At 57.6% G+C, this 17,335-nt stretch carries 10 protein-coding genes and 4 pseudogenes; 5 read left to right on the top strand and 9 right to left on the bottom strand.

Features of this window, described 5'->3' with window-relative positions; genetic code table 11:
- Positions 1-156 precede the first annotated feature (156 nt).
- Both htpG and AC1KVE_RS03490 read left to right on the top strand, forming a co-directional pair.
- Positions 157-2,061 (top strand): molecular chaperone HtpG, encoded by a 1,905-nt coding sequence (gene htpG, locus AC1KVE_RS03495; RefSeq protein ID WP_184456198.1) that lies wholly within the window; start codon positions 157-159, stop codon positions 2,059-2,061.
- Between the two features lie 158 nt (positions 2,062-2,219).
- Positions 2,220-3,322, top strand: a pseudogene (locus tag AC1KVE_RS03490) (IS3 family transposase).
- Positions 3,323-3,480: 158 nt separating this feature from the next.
- On the opposite strand, the gene AC1KVE_RS03485 reads toward AC1KVE_RS03490, so the two are convergent.
- The 8 genes from AC1KVE_RS03485 to AC1KVE_RS03450 are packed head-to-tail and all read right to left on the bottom strand — an operon-like array spanning position 3,481 to position 11,992.
- Positions 3,481-3,660, bottom strand: coding sequence for a hypothetical protein (locus AC1KVE_RS03485; protein ID WP_184456200.1), 180 nt, complete (start codon positions 3,658-3,660; stop codon positions 3,481-3,483).
- A gap of 36 nt (positions 3,661-3,696) precedes the next feature.
- Complete coding sequence (locus tag AC1KVE_RS03480) at positions 3,697-4,908, bottom strand: ABC transporter permease (protein WP_481093054.1); 1,212 nt, start codon at positions 4,906-4,908, stop codon at positions 3,697-3,699.
- Positions 4,909-4,917: 9 nt separating this feature from the next.
- Complete coding sequence (locus tag AC1KVE_RS03475) at positions 4,918-6,174, bottom strand: ABC transporter permease (RefSeq protein ID WP_184456205.1); 1,257 nt, start codon at positions 6,172-6,174, stop codon at positions 4,918-4,920.
- Between the two features lie 35 nt (positions 6,175-6,209).
- On the bottom strand, positions 6,210-6,941 hold the full coding sequence (locus AC1KVE_RS03470; protein WP_481091905.1) for an ABC transporter ATP-binding protein: 732 nt from the start codon (positions 6,939-6,941) through the stop codon (positions 6,210-6,212).
- Entirely contained in the window at positions 6,938-9,058 is a 2,121-nt protein-coding gene (locus AC1KVE_RS03465) for a peptidase domain-containing ABC transporter (protein WP_267477612.1), read from the bottom strand. Before AC1KVE_RS03465 ends, AC1KVE_RS03470 begins: the two co-directional genes overlap by 4 nt.
- 5 nt (positions 9,059-9,063) lie before the next feature.
- On the bottom strand, positions 9,064-10,164 hold the full coding sequence (locus AC1KVE_RS03460) for an aKG-HExxH-type peptide beta-hydroxylase (RefSeq protein ID WP_184456211.1): 1,101 nt from the start codon (positions 10,162-10,164) through the stop codon (positions 9,064-9,066).
- The gene (locus tag AC1KVE_RS03455) at positions 10,158-11,396 is read right to left on the bottom strand and encodes a radical SAM protein (RefSeq protein WP_184456213.1); all 1,239 of its coding nucleotides are present in this window, start codon (positions 11,394-11,396) and stop codon (positions 10,158-10,160) included. Before AC1KVE_RS03455 ends, AC1KVE_RS03460 begins: the two co-directional genes overlap by 7 nt.
- A 5-nt stretch (positions 11,397-11,401) precedes the next feature.
- Positions 11,402-11,992: a 2OG-Fe(II) oxygenase gene (locus AC1KVE_RS03450; RefSeq protein ID WP_184456214.1), complete on the bottom strand. Its 591-nt coding sequence runs from the start codon at positions 11,990-11,992 to the stop codon at positions 11,402-11,404.
- Between the two features lie 719 nt (positions 11,993-12,711).
- Here AC1KVE_RS03450 and AC1KVE_RS03445 point away from each other — a divergent pair.
- From AC1KVE_RS03445 to AC1KVE_RS03435, 3 pseudogenes are all read left to right on the top strand, one after another.
- Positions 12,712-13,674 (top strand): annotated as a pseudogene (locus AC1KVE_RS03445) (IS5 family transposase); the annotation flags it as partial.
- A gap of 403 nt (positions 13,675-14,077) precedes the next feature.
- A pseudogene (locus AC1KVE_RS03440) lies at positions 14,078-14,378 on the top strand (SymE family type I addiction module toxin); the annotation flags it as partial.
- Positions 14,375-14,702, top strand: a pseudogene (locus tag AC1KVE_RS03435) (transposase); the annotation flags it as partial. The pseudogenes AC1KVE_RS03440 and AC1KVE_RS03435, both read left to right, overlap by 4 nt.
- Positions 14,703-14,861: 159 nt before the next feature.
- Here AC1KVE_RS03435 and AC1KVE_RS03430 read toward each other — a convergent pair.
- Positions 14,862-17,237, bottom strand: coding sequence for a beta-L-arabinofuranosidase domain-containing protein (locus tag AC1KVE_RS03430; RefSeq protein ID WP_184456218.1), 2,376 nt, complete (start codon positions 17,235-17,237; stop codon positions 14,862-14,864).
- Positions 17,238-17,335: the final 98 nt, after the last annotated feature.

Genomic DNA, 17,335 nt, shown 5'->3' with positions numbered 1-17,335 from the left:
CGGCCATGATACCGCCGCGATCGCCGCAACCGCCCTCCTCGATCGCTATGGACGCAGGCGATCTGGCGCACGCCCGCCTTGAAAAATCCCCACACGGCCTCATCCCCCAGGCCATCGGCCGCGTTGCGGCCTGGGCCACCATGGAGCACGACCCCAATGACCGTTGATACCGACAAGCAGACGCTTGGCTTCCAGACCGAGGTCAAGCAGCTGCTGCAGCTGATGATCCACTCGTTGTACTCAAACAAGGAAATCTTCCTGCGCGAGCTGGTCTCCAATGCCGCCGACGCCGCCGACAAGCTGCGTTTCGAGGCACTGGTGAAGCCGGAGCTGCTGGAAGGCGGCGGCGAGCTGCGCATCCGCGTGGACTACGACAAGGACGCGCGCACCGTCACCATCGACGACAACGGCATCGGCATGAGCCGCGAGGATGCGGTCTCGCATCTGGGCACCATCGCCAAGTCCGGCACCGCCGACTTCCTCAAGCACCTCAGCGGCGACCAGAAGAAGGACGCCAACCTGATCGGCCAGTTCGGCGTGGGCTTCTATAGTGCCTTCATTGTCGCCGACCAGGTCGACGTGTACTCGCGTCGCGCCGGCCTGCCCGCCAACGAGGGCGTGCACTGGTCCTCGCGTGGCGAAGGCGAGTTTGAAGTCGCCAGCGTCGACAAGCCCGAGCGCGGCACCCGCATCGTGCTGCACCTGAAGGACGGCGAAGACAGCTTTGCCGACGGCTGGACGCTGCGCGGCATCCTCAAGAAATACTCCGACCATATCGGCCTGCCGATCGAGATGCGCAAGGAGCACCACGGCGAACAGGCCGACGCGCCCGCCGAGCCGGAGTGGGAAGCGGTCAACCGCGCCAGCGCGCTGTGGACGCGGCCCAAGTCCGAGATCAAGGACGAGGAATATCAGGAGTTCTACAAGCACGTCGCGCATGATGCCGGCAACCCGCTGGCGTGGAGCCACAACAAGGTCGAAGGCAAGCTGGAGTACACCTCGCTGCTGTTCGTGCCCGGCCGCGCCCCGTTCGACCTGTATCACCGCGATTCGGCCAAGGGCCTGAAGCTGTACGTGCAGCGCGTTTTCATCATGGACCAGGCCGAGCAGTTCCTGCCGCTGTACCTGCGTTTCATCAAGGGCGTGGTGGATTCGTCCGACCTGTCGCTCAATGTCTCGCGCGAGATCCTGCAGTCCGGCCCGGTGGTCGACTCGATGAAGTCGGCGCTGACCAAGCGCTCGCTGGACATGCTGGAGAAGCTGGCCAAGGACAAGCCGGACGACTATGCAACGTTCTGGCGCAACTTCGGCCAGGCGCTGAAGGAAGGCCCGGCCGAGGATTACGCCAACCGCGAGAAGATCGCCGGCCTGCTGCGCTTCTCCTCCACGCATGACACCACCGGCACGCAGAGCGTGGGCCTGGCCGATTACGTGGGTCGTCTGGCCGAGGGCCAGGACAAGCTGTACTACCTCACCGGCGAGAGCTACGCGCAGATCAAGGACAGCCCGCACCTGGAGGTCTTCCGCAAGAAGGGCATCGAAGTGCTGCTGCTCACCGACCGCATCGACGAGTGGCTGATGAGCTATCTCACCGAGTTCGACGGCAAGTCGTTCGTGGATGTGGCACGCGGCGACCTGGACCTGGGCAAGCTGGATTCGGAAGAAGACAAGAAGGCGCAGGAAGAAGTCGCCAAATCCAAGGAAGGCCTGGCCTCGCGCATCAAGGCCGCCCTGGGCGACGACGTGGCCGAAGTGCGCGTCTCGCACCGCCTGACCGATTCCCCGGCAATCCTGGCCATCGGCCAGGGCGACTTGGGCCTGCAGATGCGTCAACTGCTGGAAGCCAGCGGCCAGGCCGTGCCGGAGTCCAAGCCGGTATTCGAATTCAACCCGGCCCACCCGCTGATCGAAAAGTTGGATGCGGAAGCCGACATGGACCGCTTCGGCGATCTAAGCCGGGTGCTGTTCGACCAGGCGGCGCTGGCGGCGGGCGACAGCCTCAAGGACCCGGCCGGGTATGTGCGACGGTTGAACAAGTTGCTGTTGGAGTTGTCGGCGTAAGCCTGATCAAATTTTCTTACTTCAAAGACCGGCTTAATCGCCGGTCTTTGCGTTATGGGCTAGTGAAAAAAATGGGCTCAACCCCTGTCCCCTGTCCGTAAGCTTGATCCAGATATTGTTAGAGGTCTCCGGGCAAACTAGCCTCAAGGAGACAACTGATGCGCAAGAGCAAATTCACCGAGAACCAGATCGTCACGGCGCTGAAGCAGTTTGAGGCCGGAAGACAGGTCTAGGAAGTCTGCAGTGAGCTGGGCAGTTCCGATGCGACGTACTACGTCTGGAAGTCCAAGTACGGCGGCATGGAAGCGTCGGACTCGCAGTATTTCCGTGACGTTGAAGCCGAGCACGCTAAGCTCAAGCGGATGTACGCCGAGCTGGCAATGGAGAACCATGCGTTGAAGGATCTGATCGCAAAAAAATGCTGTAGACTTGGCGTACAAGTGCCCGCTTCTAGCCTGGTTGCCGGATTGCCGCGGCTGGAGCGAACGCCGGGCCTGTGTGGTGGTTGAGATCTCACGGTCAACGGCACGCTACCGCCGTCGACCAGATCGGGATAGGAAGTGATCGCATTGTTGGTTGAGCTCGCTGAGCGTTTTCCCGAACGCGGCTTCGGCAAGCTATTTCAACTGATTCGCCGCCGAGGTTTGATCTGGAATCACAAGCGTATCTGGCGTGTATATTGCCTGATGAAGCTCAATCAGCGTCGACGAAGGAAGAAGCGTCTACCAAACCGACACCCGATGCCGTTGGTGGCTGCGAGCAGATCAATAGCAGCTGGTCAATCGACTTCATGTCAGACGCGCTTTGGGACGGGCGGCTATTCCGTAAATTCAATGTGAGCGACGATTTCAGTCGTGCGGCATTGGCCATCGAGATTGATCTGAACTTTCCTGCGACACTCGTTATCCGCACCTTGGAACGAATTGCGGCGTGGCGCGGCTATCCGGGAAGCTTCGCCTGGACAATGGCCCGGAGTTCATCACGTTGGCGTTAGCGGAATGGGCAGAACGCAAGAACATTGCGTTTGGACTTCATCGCGCCAGGACGGCCGATGCAAAACGGCTTCATCGAACGCTTCAATGGCAGCTTCCGACGCGGCGTGTTGAATATGCGCGTCTTCCACAATCTGGGAGAAGTGTGCAAACAGGCAGAGCAGTGGTTGGCTGACTACCATACCAAGATACCTCACGACAGCCTTGGCGGGCTGACGCCCGCCGAGTTCCTCCAGTACCACGAACCGGAAACCTCTAATTTAGCCTAGTATTGAACCGCGGGGAGTCGAAAAAATATGGTTCCCCCGATGACGCCTACTTCTTTCTGAAGATCCGCGCCGTTTTCCCCGGACCCGGGTGAAGAATCAATTTTCAATGGGGTGGTGATCTCTACGCGGGAAATGTAGAGATCACCGATTGCATTTAGCTAGATGATCAAACTTGAGTGATGATCGATGTGTGTGCTGCCGTGGGCCGCAGCGATTTGTTCGAGATGATGATCCAGCACTTCGTTCATTCGACTATCGATCTGCGCGGCCTTGCCGGCATCGACCGATCCATTGTCAAGATTGAGCTTCCTAGCAAGCTCTTCAATGAGCTTATTCATGTTCGCCTCCTTCGGCAGTTGGTTTTCAGGGTACCGCTACAATGACCTTGCCAACAACGCAGGGTCAATTTGGCATGCTCGTCGCACGGCACCAATTGCCGCGAACTGAGCGAGCACGATAAGTGCAACCATGCCGATAGCGCCGTAGGCCAGCGGCATACGAGGTAGTTCATACGCCGTCATCAACAATGCGTTGAAGGCATACGCGAGAAGAACTCCGAACAATGCGCCAACAAGCGAAAGAAAAGCCGTCTCGCACAGGTAATGACGTGCAATGTCCTTGCGGGTGGCTCCCAAGGCGCGCCGGATACCAGTGCTTGAATCGCGTTGGGCAATCCAATGGCCAAGGAGTCCTGCAAGCCCACCAACCGAGATATAGATAAGCGTGATAAGAACTATCAATAGGAGATACATCGCCGCTCTCTCGCCGCCATAGTAGGAGCGGCGAAGTTCCTCCAGCGTCGCTGCCCCCAAAGCTGACCCTCTACCATCAAGGGTCGACAAGCGCTCTTGAGCTTGGCGCATCACCTCACCGCGATTGGACGAATCGGTACGAAGGAGATAGTTGCCTCGATCGACACGCACAGGAACGATGATGGAGTAATCGTAACCGTCGGAGTTACCTGCGTTATCGTTCGGTTGCGCGAGCTTGTCAACCACGCCGACAATCTGCGATGGCTTATTACCCCAGCTATATATAGATCGACCAATTGGATTCGAATCGCCGAAGAGCTTCTCACCAACAGCTGACGACACAATTATCGCGGGCGCATAACTCTCGCTCGCCTCATAGTCATCCCAATCCTGATATTCCTCCGTAGTGAAGGCCCGTCCACGTGTCAGGCGTAATCCCAGAGTCTCGATAAAATCGCGGTCGCCTGTATAGACACTCGCCGTCAAATTGGCAGCTTCTTGCTGTGGCGCCAGATTGATTGAAGTGCTCCAGGAGGAACCTCCATAAAGCACTTGATTCACGGACGAGACCGCTTTAACTCCGGGAAGCTGACGCAGTGCGCCAAGTTCATTTTCCAGGTAGTCAACGGTACGATGTTGCGACGACGCACGTTGCACTTGTATGTACACGATCTCGTTTTCGATTGCGCCACTAGTACGGAGAATGCGGTCAAAACGAAGACCCGCAAGAAAGAATAAATTGCAGACAATAGCGCATGCTATTGCACCCTGTAGTACAACCAGGAAGGTCATCACGCGATTGCGCAGCAGTGGCTTCAAAACTTGGTCCATCATATGGCGTTCTTACGCACCTTGTTTCAGGCTAGTCGCCGGGGGCACACGCATCGCGCGCCAACTTGGAAACGCGCCGGCAAGAAGCATTGATGTGAGCGCTGCTAACAGCGTCGTCCCAAACATCGTGAGGTTCATCCGCGCTAGCCCTGCATACGCGTATGGCTGTTGCCGGAGAATCCAAAGGGCCAAGATCGAAATCATTATGCTTAGGCCAGCGCCTAAGGAGCCGAGCAGACCCGCCTCGATCATGAACTGCGCAAAAATGCTGGCACGCGAGGCACCTATTGCCCGGCGTATCGCAATCTCATGACGTCTGCGCATGAAAATGGTAAGGATCAGGCCAGACGCGTTCACGATGGCTAGAATCAATAGGCCGGTCGCGACCCATGACTGGATCCAAACGTCGCGCGGTACGATCTTTTGTGAACGTAGCCATTCGCGAACGTTCTGCATACGCACATTTTCTGGCTCCAAGAATCGACCAATTGCATTTTGATGTCGCGCGTAGTTGTCAAGATAAGCACGATACGAATTTCTATCGCTGGGGGATGTCAGCTCCACCCAGTACCCGACCCAGCTGCAAGGTGCTCCTGTGGCCCTGCGCGGATCGCCCCCCCCCTCTAATGACGGAACATCGGCCCAGCAGCTGAGCTCGCCGGAAAAATTAAGGCGGTTGCCCAGCGCAGTGGTGAATGGAATGAACAACTGGTCCTGGTTGCGGAAGTGGTCTCCGGATAAATCATAGAATCGTGGGATTGGCCGCCAAGAGTCGGTAATGCCGATAATCCGGAACACAAAGCCATCGATTACAAGGTCTCGACCAACGCTATCTGGCGTGCCAAAGAGCTTCTCGCTCAAGCCCTTGTCGATCAATGCAACCTGCGCTTGGGACGATTCTTCTTGCCTTGTCCAAACGCGACCGCGTACGATCGGAACAAGAAACATCGAGAAGAAGTCAGTTGTTGTATATCTCGAGATTGCATGCGATGCGGCCCCTTCCTTATTCGGAATTCGAAGCATGGATGGGCCAGCAGCCACCATTGTCTGGCGAGCACCATGTCCGTCGCGAAGTAAGGTTTCAGCATCCAAGCGAGTTAGATAAGAGGAGACCTCCTCACCTATTACGCGGCGTGGATCTAAATGGATACGAAAAAGTCTGTCACTTTTCTCCGGGATCGGATCTTTAGCGAGAATGTATACCGATGTCCAAGCTGCCATTGCCAACCCGATCCCGAGCCCCACGATACTCACCACAAGCAACGCCAAGCCAGGGCTCCGTAGAATCTGCTTCAGCCCAGAAGTCAGAAAGTGTCTGTACACAAGCCCGCTCCTGCTTCGTCTTCGCTAAATAGTTTCGTCGCAGGGACTTCATGCACTACGCCATCGACAATATGTAGAGTGCGGCGCGCATAACGTGCGCAGTCGCGGTCATGAGTTACCATGACTATGGCGGTGCCGTCGGCATTTATTTGTTTCACTATCTCCATCACAGTTTTGGCGGACTCCGTGTCCAGGTTTCCAGTAAGCTCGTCTAAGAGAATTAACTCGGGTTCGCCGGCAATGGCACGCGCAATAGCGGCTCGCTGCTGCTGTCCACCGGATAGCTGACTTGGCATATGCATCAACCTGCCCTGTAAGCCAAACCTAGCCAAGGCGACCTCGGCGCGCTCGCGACTATGCTCGAGTCGGCGATAGAGCATCGGCAACTCAACGTTTTCGATTATGCTAAGTGTGGGAATCAGGTTGAAGCTTTGAAACACGAATCCAATGCTCTCACTGCGGATTTGGCTCAGCACCCTATCGGAACATTTGGCTATGTCCTGGCCCAAGATCTTGAATCGGCCAGATGTTGGCGGCTCAAGTAGGCCGAGGATGCTCAGGAGCGTCGTCTTGCCAGATCCTGATGGCCCCATTATCGCCACAAACTCACCTTCGGCGATATCTAAGTCGACGGGCTGCAGCGCCCACGTGAGCACCGACTCGGTTTGGTAGACCTTTTTGACGCCTCGCAGGCTAAATATTTTTGACGTCATGTGATTTGATGCCCCAGTTCTGCCACCGCAAGACTGTCCAGATTTTTTTGCGTACCAAGCGTCTCTGCAAGTTGCACGCGGACCGACCTGACCCCATCTTCGCCTACAATCAGGTGCTGCGTGGCAAAACCTAGGGCGAGGTGTGGTCGGTGAGTAATTAAAATAGTTGTGCAGCCCAACTTCGCGATATTTGAAAGCACCAGTTTCTCGCTGCTTTCATCAAGGAAGCAGGTGGCCTCATCCAAAAAGAGAATATACGGCCTACGATAGATCGCGCGCGCTAGTGTGATTCGCTGCCTCTGACCCACCGAAAGTGGACAGATGGAAGCGCCCACCTTGGTGTTGAGTCCCATCGGCAGTTCGCTCAGAACGAGCTTTAGATCAACAGCTTCAATACTAGCATCAAGCCGTTCTTGGTCAAGGCTCTCCGCGCCCAGTATGTTTTCGATAATTGTGCCAAGGAATAGCTTGTCATCCTGCATGACAAGATCAACGTATCGCTTTAGCGCTTGCAGAGTCGTGGAATTCACTGGGTGCCCAGCTAGCCACAGCTGCCCACCTGTCGCCTGATAGAACCCACTGAGACACTTGGCCAAGGTTGACTTCCCCGCTCCGTTCTGACCAGTTATTACTACGAAGTCGCCGCTAGCGATATCGAGTGTTACCGACTTCAGTACGGGCTCATCGTGGATTGAATAGGAGAATCTCAGGTCTGTGCAAGTAATCGTGCCTGTAGGGGCTGCAATATCCGCGCTAAAGTGATCCGCTTCCGGCTTTGTTCGAAGAACATCCTCTAATTTTCGTAGCCGCTGGGTCACGCGCTCAACGTCTGCCAGACGATCTACCGTATAAAGGGCTCTGCTAAGTCCGAGTGTTCCTACAAGAAGGATGAGAATGAGATTAAACTGCCCACCAGCTAGTTGAAGCGCTGCAATGGGAACGATTGCAACGGCCAATAAGATTCGCACGCCCTTCAAGATACTGTCCTGAGTCGCGATCGGCTCCTGGGCGGTGCGCACGCGCGAGCTTGCTTTTCTCCAGTCCGCGAGTCGTTTCTGTTCAAGTCCGTGGGCCTTCGTTGAGAGAACGGTCGCCAAAGTCTCAACCATGAGCCCACTTTCATCAGCTCTCGCCTTGCTGAGTCTAGCTTCAAGAGTGCGTGAGCGACTAGATAGGCCAAACCTAAGTATTGCATATATCACTACAGCGCTGGCAACGAGGATGCAGCAGGCTGGTGAGGCCACAGCGAGTAGGCTGAGTGCCAAGGTGGCAAGCACGCCGTCCACGATTGCGAGAGGAAACGACCCGCAAAGCAACTGATCGAGATCCTCAACCGCGCGATAACGCTCAACAAGATGCCCATGTTGTCGTACTTCAAAGAAGTTGACCGGCAGTGCAAGATGCTTGGTGACGATGTCATCGGCGAGGCCTGCGCCCAGTGCGATACCCATGCGTCGGACGGCTTGGTCGCGCATAAATGTTAGTAATGACGCAAAGATCGCCAACAGGATAATGGCCACCGGCACTCTCACAGAAGTGACCTCCAGCCAATCCAGAACTGTCTTGTGCAGCAAGAATGGGATGCCAAGCGCGAGCGATTCGGCAACTAGGCCTAGCGCCAATCCCACCGCGACCAGACGAAAGAGTTCTGATCTGACGCTAGCGGCCAAGTGCCGAACGACGCTAAAAGGCGTATAACGCCCCTGCCCACTAGAGAATGTCTGGTCCAAATCGAACTCTACAGCGACGCCAGAGTAGCTCTCGGTTAGTTCTTCAAGAGATAGGGATAAAGCGCCAATTGCAGGATCGTGGATACGAAAAACCTTTCCTCGAACGGCCTTAAGAACGACCAGATGTTCCATGTCCCAGTGCAGCATCACTGGCAAGCGCAGGTCTTTCAACTGAGCAGCCGAACACCGATACGCCCTGCCATTCATGCCAATTGATTTCGCAACCTGCAAAAGACTGCGTAGTGTGAGCCCTTTCAATGACACACGATACTTCTCACGGAGCTGAAAGACATCGATCGGCATTCCAAAGAAGCGCGCGATCATGGCCAGGCAAACGAGACCGCACTCTGCAGTTTCGCTTTGATATAGAACAGGGAGCCGATGCATGGTTCTCACGCTGATTCGAGTTCAAAGACCGTCGTGCGCAGAGGCAAATACAGGTCCTGGCCAATCTCCGTCAGATATTCCAGCCTTGAATCGAGCTCTGACCCAAGCTGATGCGCACTGGTTTTGGCGTGCTCAATCTCCTGATCAAGCACGCTGCCGTGCATGTCACCGGTGCGCGTTCGAAGGAGCATAAGCGCCGCGTAGATATTGGCGAACGCATGATAGCCTAATAGAACTCGGTCGAGCGGGCGGTGCGTGTTCTTCAGGATCGAATAGGCAGTTGGCGCATTGGCGACGGTGACAGGCCCCACCCACTGACCTAGGTGGAAATACTGGTGAGAGCACTCGTGCACGAGTTGCGCTAGTAGCCGAGGCAGCGTGCTCGGAGCCGTAATCTGGATGTTTCCCGGAAAAATTGATGATGAACGGCTCTGTGTTTTTCGCGGATCGGTAGGGTGGAGGAGCGTTATCTCCTTGATGGGCAGTAAGACCCACAGGAGGTACTCCGGAACCGAGTCCCTTAGGGTCGTCAACACGCCGTCTACGGCTTCAATGCTGCCGGCGCGGTCCTCTGTGAGGGGCCACATTGTCTCAAGAGGCTCCTTGTATTGGAGCCACTCTCCTTGCGAGTGCACCAGCGCATAGGACCCAAGCAACTCCACCATATCGCCTGACGACATTAGATAATGGCCATGGTCAGTTCGCCTAAAAACGAAATCGCCGCTTTCCTTCGACCTAACAATCACACTGTCCGGGCTTGCTTTGATCCTGTAACGACAAGGCGGCAGCGCCCTCCCACCGAGCATTAAGGGCTGGTTCCCGCTTGGGAGTTCCGCATCGAACTCGGAAATGAGTCCGGCGGCGTGAGAAATTATGGCCATCTGAATGTCCGCCCATATCGGCTCAGCCTGCCACGAGAGTCGGACGAAGCCAACCGGCGGCAACCACCCCTTACCCATTAATGGACGGCGATCTATACCCTTGGATATTCTCGCGCCCCCTTCCTCTTCGAGCTTATCCAGCAAGGCATAGAACAATTTGTCGGCCACGTAGCCGTAGAGCGACATGTAATCACCGACCATGGGGTTTGATAGCTCCTTCAGCATGGAAGTGCTTCCTTGCGTTGCTTGAGGACATTAACCATAAATTCGGCGCTGGTTAGGGGGACTGACTCGAGACGATTAGCCAGTTTATCGAGAGAAACAATGGACTTCTGAACAAGAAACCGGGCCGTTTCTTCATGAATCATCTGCAACACATCACATAGAACCGATTCGTTTTCGAACGGCGCGGCCTTGGAATATCTGTTGTAGAGGGCGCCCGATCTGCATGATTTGAACCAAGCACACGTGCTGCATTTCGCAGGAACATGATCAATTGCTCTCGTCAACCGCCCGAATAATTCACTAGTGACCAAGTCCCTGAGATTATGATCAAAGATGTTGAGGTGCGTTTCGGCAAACTCACTATCAAGTGCAATTATATTGTCGTCTACGAGGAGACTCCCATCACTAGCGACTGTGGCGATGAAATGCTGGGTAGCATGACGCTTTGAGTTGCGTTCAATACCAGCATCCGAATACATGGCAAGGATGACATCGGTCAGCCCGCGAATGAAATACGGGGTTGGAAACACATACTTGTCGAGCCAGGTAGCCACCAAAGGCCGAATGCGCTCTACTGACTTGCCCCACGACACCGCGCTGGGCTCGTCATACCCCCCTCGTGGATAATTAAGACTTGGGCTAGTAGCCCCAATTTCACCGATTAGAAAATCCAAGAGACGGCTCAGATCTTCATTCGCATCGACAACGGCAAGGATGCCGGAACGAGAAACTCGGCCCGCCTTCCGTGCGCTCTCCACCAGACGCAACCCCGCTAGCGCTTTGTCGTAACTCCCTCGACCTTGGTGATCAGGACGATTACGATCGTGAGCTTCTCGTTCGCCGTCGATGCTGATGCCGGCCTTTACATCAAATCGCTCGAAGATATCAATCCACTCCTCGTCGATCAGCGTCCCATTGGTCTGAACCGCAAACGTTATCGACCTCTTTTCAGCTTCAACGATCCGTAACGTTTCGCATATCTCAACAAACCGCTTTTTCTTGAGGAGTAGCGGCTCGCCTCCGTGAAATACGACGTTAATCCTAGATAGATTCAAGGCGTCGTAAGAACGTCGAAGAAACCCGGGAAGTGCGGCTACGACCTCGTTTCGTATGGTTGGGGGACGCTTTGTAGCATCGTACTCATGATTGAAGTAATAACAGTAAGGACACGCTAAATTGCACCGTTCAGTGATCTTAAGGACGATATCGAAAGACAGAGCATTTTCTTCCATGGCGTTTACCTAAGAGGCGGTCCGCTAATCCAGTTGATAAGGACTCGTCGCACACCCGATTGAACAGGGTTTGCGCGATGGTGTCGGTGCGAAGGAAATACGACGGCAGATCCGGCCAGCCTTCCATTGGAGGACGAAACCGATATGCCAGGGAACATCTCGAACTCCCCACCGGTGTAATCATTGGGGTCCGACAGTTCGATCGAGATGCTGATCTTCCGGCGCGATGCATAGCCCGGCCCAGAGTCCGCGTGCCACTGCTGAAAATGATCACCAGCCCTATACTCGCAAAGCTTCAACTCTTCGGTCGTCTCGCGGACGTCCAGCCCCCAGTGTTTGGCTGCCGCAAAGAAGACCTTGTCGATCCTGTCGTAGATCCACTGACTTGAGTCACTACGGGGCCAAAAGGCCGTAAGCACTTTGCGTCGCTCAGCGACTACCAAGAAACCTTCTCGCTCCAACGTTTGTCCAGGCACCATTTCGAAATCATTGAATAGTTGATTGAGCTCAACGAGTTCGTAGGGCAAAAATACGTTGGGGATTAGGAGATAAGGCACATGCAGCCTACTCTCGAGCACATTCCAGTCATCTGACATGACGCCCTCAACTGATTTGGGGACGGAAAGGTTTTGAAGCAGCTTAGGGACGTCTTCGCATGGCCCGAGCCGTTTGGCGCGCGGGTGGCCCAGCCCCGGAGCATGGCTTGCCAAAACTTGACTTGCCAAAAAGCCCGGAGATATCGGTATGTGCGAATGATCCCTTGCAGGAAAATCCAACTCTCAACGCGCGACTAACGCGGCGCATGTGAGTACGGCCAGCTCCGACCAAAAGCGTAGGGCCTAGTCTCTGAAAAATGAGCGGTAGCGTGTTAGCGGGTCGAGGATGTCGAACACCGATGCGCTCGCATACGGAAAACGAAGCGTAATCCATCATCTCTACTTATTCCTTTAGTAGCGATTTGCCATCTTGGCTTCAGCTAAGAGCCGTTGAAGCAGCGGCTGATTATGTGCTTGACAACTGACTCCGCCAAGCCCTACCTCCCCTGCAGTAGAGCTGCAATGCGGCAATAAGTCAAGGCTCTGATCTGTTGAGTCGTGACATCTCGATTGATGAGCCGCGCGACTGTTTTGCGCCGGTGAAGTCGATGATGTGAGCACACGAACTCAAACAGTTGACGGTTCTAACGCCAAACTCATCTGCCGGCTAGCGCGAGGATGGCGCGGCCTGCCAGCGGCATGGCGCTGGACTAAGAGCACCTAAGGAACCTCTGAACAACGCACCGTAGATAAGCGCCCCCCATGTTGAGAAGTGATCTATGCAACTGACGTTTCCGTGACGCTGATTGCCTGGGCAAGCGCAAGCAGACCCGCCAGGAGAATTCCTGGCCGAGATCGATCAAGTCGTTCCGTGGCAGCAATTGCTTGAACTGGTCGAACCGCACTATCCGGTGTCAGGGCGGCCAGGTCGGCAGCCGTACGCACTGGCGACAATGTTGCGGATTCACTTGCTGCAGCAGTGGCTACGCGTTGAGCGATCCGGCAACGTAAGAAGAGTTGCATGAAATCCCGACCTAGCTGCGTTTTGCCCAGCTCGGTGGTTTGGACAACGTTCCTGCCGATACAACGATTCTCAACTTTCGCCGCCTATTGGAAACCCATGGCCTTGCTGCGCAGATGCCGGAAGCGGTCAAAGCGCATTTGGCGCGCAAGGGTCAGAGCCTGCGGTCCGGTACGATTGTCGATGCGACGCTGATCACTGCAACCAGTTCGACCAGGAACGCCGACCATGCGCGCGCCCCTGAGATGCATCAGCCCAAGAAAGGAAACCAATGGTATTTCGGGATGAAGGCGCACATCGGCGTGGATGAGTTTTCAGGGTTGGTGCACCACGTCCATTGCACGGCCGCCAATGCTGCCCATGTCACGGTGACGCACAAGCTGTTGCACAGTAACGAAGACAGCGTGTTCGGCGACAGCGGCTACACCGGAACAGACAAACGCGAAGAACTGCGGACCTGCGAGGCAGCATTTTTCATTGCCGCCAAGCCCGCGCGACTTCAGGCCGTCAGCAACAAACGCGGGCGTGCCCGGGAAGAACGTTGGGAACACTTCAACTTCGGTTTGCGCGCGAAGGTGCGGCATTCGTTCGGCGTGATCAAGCGCCAGTTTGGCTACACCAAGGTCCGCTATCGCGACTTGGCCAAAAAAAAGCCGCGCAAGTGCTGACGTTGTTTGCGCTCTCAAATCTGTGGATGGTGCGCCGGCAGCTACTGCCGGCCAGGGTAATGCCGCCCTGCGGCAGGATAAGCCAGCAAAAGGCGCATGGATTACAACGCAGACGCCAACAGTGCACGCCGCCTCGGCGGTGCTCATTGAATCTACAAGATGCTGGTTAGTTGTTCAGACCGTCCCTAGTAGCGGTACCCACCTCCATCAAACCGGTAGGTTTTTGTGCCTGTTCGCAGGCGCAAACCTATGCGATGCCTGCGTCGGGAGGCGGATAAAACAACACTCCCTAGGGAGAAATACGCCCGCCGGCTATGAGCGATTTCTAACCTCCCGACATCTCGTCGCCATCGGGCGGCGATGCCTGTTCTTCGGAGGAGGCGTTGTCATGGCAGATGTATCGATAGTGCAGATTGGTGGGCGTCGTCGCTCCATGGTGCTTGCAGAGGTGAGGCCATGTGCCGGGCGCAGTCTCTAACCGCCAAGCGGCCCAAATCGAATTCCAAGCAGCGCAGCTGCCGCCAAGCAAACAGTCTTGCCGGTGAAAGACCCGCAGCCCATGCGGCTGGTGCCCTCGCCCACGTTAGATGTGGACAACCCGGATTTCGACCGTCGCCCCAGGCACCCCTTAGACGATCTGTCACCGCGTCTGCCCCGCAAGGCACGCACGCCGACAAGCTGCACGGTGGGCTATGCGTTCTACAATGCAGAGCCGGGCCGGTCACACAGCCAGCGGATTCCCAGCGTGCGTTGGCGCACATGGCGGCGGTGCTGCCGGAACTGGGCCGACTGAGCGTCGAGGCCATCGCCAAGCTGGTCGGAGTGGCACCACTGGCGCGCGACAGCGGCGCGATGCGCGGGGTGCGGCGCATCTGGGGCGGGCGGGCCGGCATCCGCCAGGTGCTGTACATGGCCACCCTAGTGGCAGTGTGCTTCAATCCGCCGCTGCGCGATTTTTATCAACGGCTGCGTCACAAGGGCAAGGCCCCCCAAGGTGGCTCTGGTGGCGGCCATGCGCAAGTTGCTGGTCATCCTCAACGCCAAGATGCGAGATCAACTGGCTGCTACCGCCGCCAGTTGATCAAGACAGTTGCTCTCCCGTGGGAAGAGGGGCTTGATGTTGCATGTCTGAGTTATTACGTATAGCTGCGGGCGCGGTTTCTTCGCTCTGTGGTGCCATGCGCTCTCCAGAGGTCGCGCGAGGGCGTGTCATTCCTTCGAGACACCCTCGCTACAGCACTCACGCCGACTCCAGCACCCAGCACCCGAACGCTGGCCCTGCCGAATAGCCGGTCTCCGGCTCGATGCGGATTTGCAAGGTGGCGCGGCCTGCCACTGCTGCAGGCAAGGCGTAATCCACATCGACGAAGTTCAGGCCGCGGTTGCCGTCCAGGCGTTCGTTGGCGATGAGCTCGCCGTCGGCGAGGATGCGGAAGCGGCGGCGGGTTTCGTCGCCCCAGTAGCGCAGGCGCAGGATCCTGGCCTGGGTGGTGTTGCGCAGGGTGAAGGCGATGAAGCCGCCGGTGCGGGCGTCGCGGCCGGCACGGCGGCGGTAGCTCAGTGCGTAGGAGCTTTCGCTGTGCAGGCCGTGGGCTTTTTCAGAGGCTTCATCGCCCAGGGCAATGCGGTCCAGTGCGCGCGTGTCCAATGCCTGTTGTTTCGCGTCTGCTGCGGCCTGCTCGGCTTGATGCTGCTGCCATGCAGCGGCGTCGCGATGCTCCAGGTAGGGCGCGCTGCGGCGATCGAACTGCGCGTAGAACGGCGAGAAGCGCCAGTGCTGGCTGCCGTCGCTGTAGTCGAACGCGGTCTGGCCCACCACCGGCTGCAGGCGCTGCAAGACCTCATCGCCGCCGATCAACGCCGGGGTCTTGCCCGACCAGGGTTTTGCCGCAGCACCCAGGTCGGCCGCCAGCACCAGCGGCCCGCGCAGCACCGAGACCCAGGCCGGGTCGTCCGGCGTGGCTTCCAGGCGCAGCGGCATCTCGAACGACAGCGTGAGCGTGTCGCCGGCGCGCCAGACGCGGGCGATGCGCAGGTAGCCCTCGTTGACTGTGGCATCGACCGGCTGGCCGTTAAGCTGCAGCCTCGGCGACTGCGCCCAACCAGGCACGCGCAGTGCGAGCGTGCGTTGCTCGGCCGGCGCGGCGTCGATGCGTAGCGAGGCGCTGCCCTGCTCCGGCATCGTGCTGTGCAGGGTCATGTCCAGCCCGGCAGCATCGCGCACGCTGGAGGGCACATACAGATTGACGTAAACGCCCTGCCCGTCGTGCCAGTAGATGGAATCGCCGAACTGGGCATGTGCCTCCATGCCGCTGCCGACGCAGCACCAGAAATCGTCGAACGGCGACGACCAGGCGCGCGCTTCGCCGGCCAGCATCGGTGTCATGTAGGTGAACATGCCGGTGCGCGGATGCTGCTGCGCCAACACGTGGTTGAGCAGCGTGCGCTCGTAGTAATCGAAGAACTCGGCCTGCGGGCCCCATTGGTACAGGTGCCGGGTGAGCTTGAGCATGTTGTAGCTGGCGCAGTGCTCGCAGGTCTGCTCGGTGACAAACTTCGAGATGCTGTCCGGCTGCTGGAAATACTCGCGGTCACCGTTGCCGCCGATCACGTAGGTGTGGTGGTCGGTGACGGTGTGCCAGAAGAAGCGCGCGGCCGCGCCCGACGCGGCATCGCCAGTGACTTCGTACTCGCGTGCCAGGCCGATCAGCTTGGGGATGTTGGTATTGGAATGCTGGTGCACCAGCTCGTCGCGTTGGGCGATAAGCGGATCCAGCACGGCGTGATGGTGCAGGCGCTGCGCCAGTGCCAGCCATTGCGCATCGCCGGTCCGCACATGCAGCTCGACGAAGGATTCGTTGAGGCCACCGAATTCGCACGACAGCACCTTCTGCAGCTGCGCGTCGTCGAGTGCGGCGAAGATGCCTTGCAGATAGCCGGCCAGGCTTACCGCCACCTGCAGCGCCTGCGCGTTGTCGCAATGCGCATGCACGTCGAGCAGGCCGGCAAACAACTTGTGCCAGGTGTAGAGCGGTGCCCAGCTGCCGTTGAGGTAGAACGGCGCCGGGTCGATCTTGCCGCGCCTGAGTTCATCGAACACCACGCGCCCGCTTTCGATCTTCCCTACGGCGTTCTTGCGGGTGAATCCGGCGACGTAGCCATCGCCTGCATGCGCCTGGCAGCGTGCCAGCGCTGCGACCAGGTACCCGGCGCGCGTGCGGCATTGCGCATCGCCGGTCTGCGCATGCATCAGTGCCAATGCGCTGAGATAGTGACCGAGCGTATGCCCGGCGATGGTGTCCGCCTCCCAGCCGCCGTATGCAGGCGCCTTGGGATCGAGGCCGGCGTACAGTACGAAGTTGTGCAACAGCCGGTCCGGCTCCAGCCGCATCAGGTAACGACGGTTGGTGTGCAGCGCGTCCAGGAACAACGACGGCGTGAGCCGCACCTGCGCCAGCGGCACGGCGCGCACGCTGCCGGGTCGTGCGGCACTGGCCTGGGCCGGAAAGCGCAGCAAACCCGCCGCAACCGCCAGGCTGCTCCAGGCCAGAAAGCGCCGCCGCGACAGGCTCGGCGCCTGGTCGTTGGGCAACTCGCTCGAATACGTCTCGGTCATGGGCTCAGCTTAGCTCCTGTCGGCGCGCACAGACCGCGCGCGCCATTGCAACAACCGCCTGCGCAGTCGCACCAACACGCGCGTGCATACGCATGACG

The organism is Xanthomonas sp. NCPPB 2864 (genome assembly GCF_056675615.1).
Note: the sequence above shows the minus strand (reverse complement) of the source record. Positions and strands in the feature narration are given on the sequence as shown.

Coding starts and splice junctions, on each gene's coding strand:
- htpG (WP_184456198.1), top strand. CDS start 157: ATGACCGTTGATACCGACAAGCAGACGCTTGGCTTCCAGACCGAGGTC.
- AC1KVE_RS03485 (WP_184456200.1), bottom strand. CDS start 3,660: ATGAATAAGCTCATTGAAGAGCTTGCTAGGAAGCTCAATCTTGACAAT.
- AC1KVE_RS03480 (WP_481093054.1), bottom strand. CDS start 4,908: ATGATGGACCAAGTTTTGAAGCCACTGCTGCGCAATCGCGTGATGACC.
- AC1KVE_RS03470 (WP_481091905.1), bottom strand. CDS start 6,941: ATGACGTCAAAAATATTTAGCCTGCGAGGCGTCAAAAAGGTCTACCAA.
- AC1KVE_RS03465 (WP_267477612.1), bottom strand. CDS start 9,058: ATGCATCGGCTCCCTGTTCTATATCAAAGCGAAACTGCAGAGTGCGGT.
- AC1KVE_RS03460 (WP_184456211.1), bottom strand. CDS start 10,164: ATGCTGAAGGAGCTATCAAACCCCATGGTCGGTGATTACATGTCGCTC.
- AC1KVE_RS03455 (WP_184456213.1), bottom strand. CDS start 11,396: ATGGAAGAAAATGCTCTGTCTTTCGATATCGTCCTTAAGATCACTGAA.
- AC1KVE_RS03450 (WP_184456214.1), bottom strand. CDS start 11,992: ATGTCAGATGACTGGAATGTGCTCGAGAGTAGGCTGCATGTGCCTTAT.
- AC1KVE_RS03430 (WP_184456218.1), bottom strand. CDS start 17,237: ATGACCGAGACGTATTCGAGCGAGTTGCCCAACGACCAGGCGCCGAGC.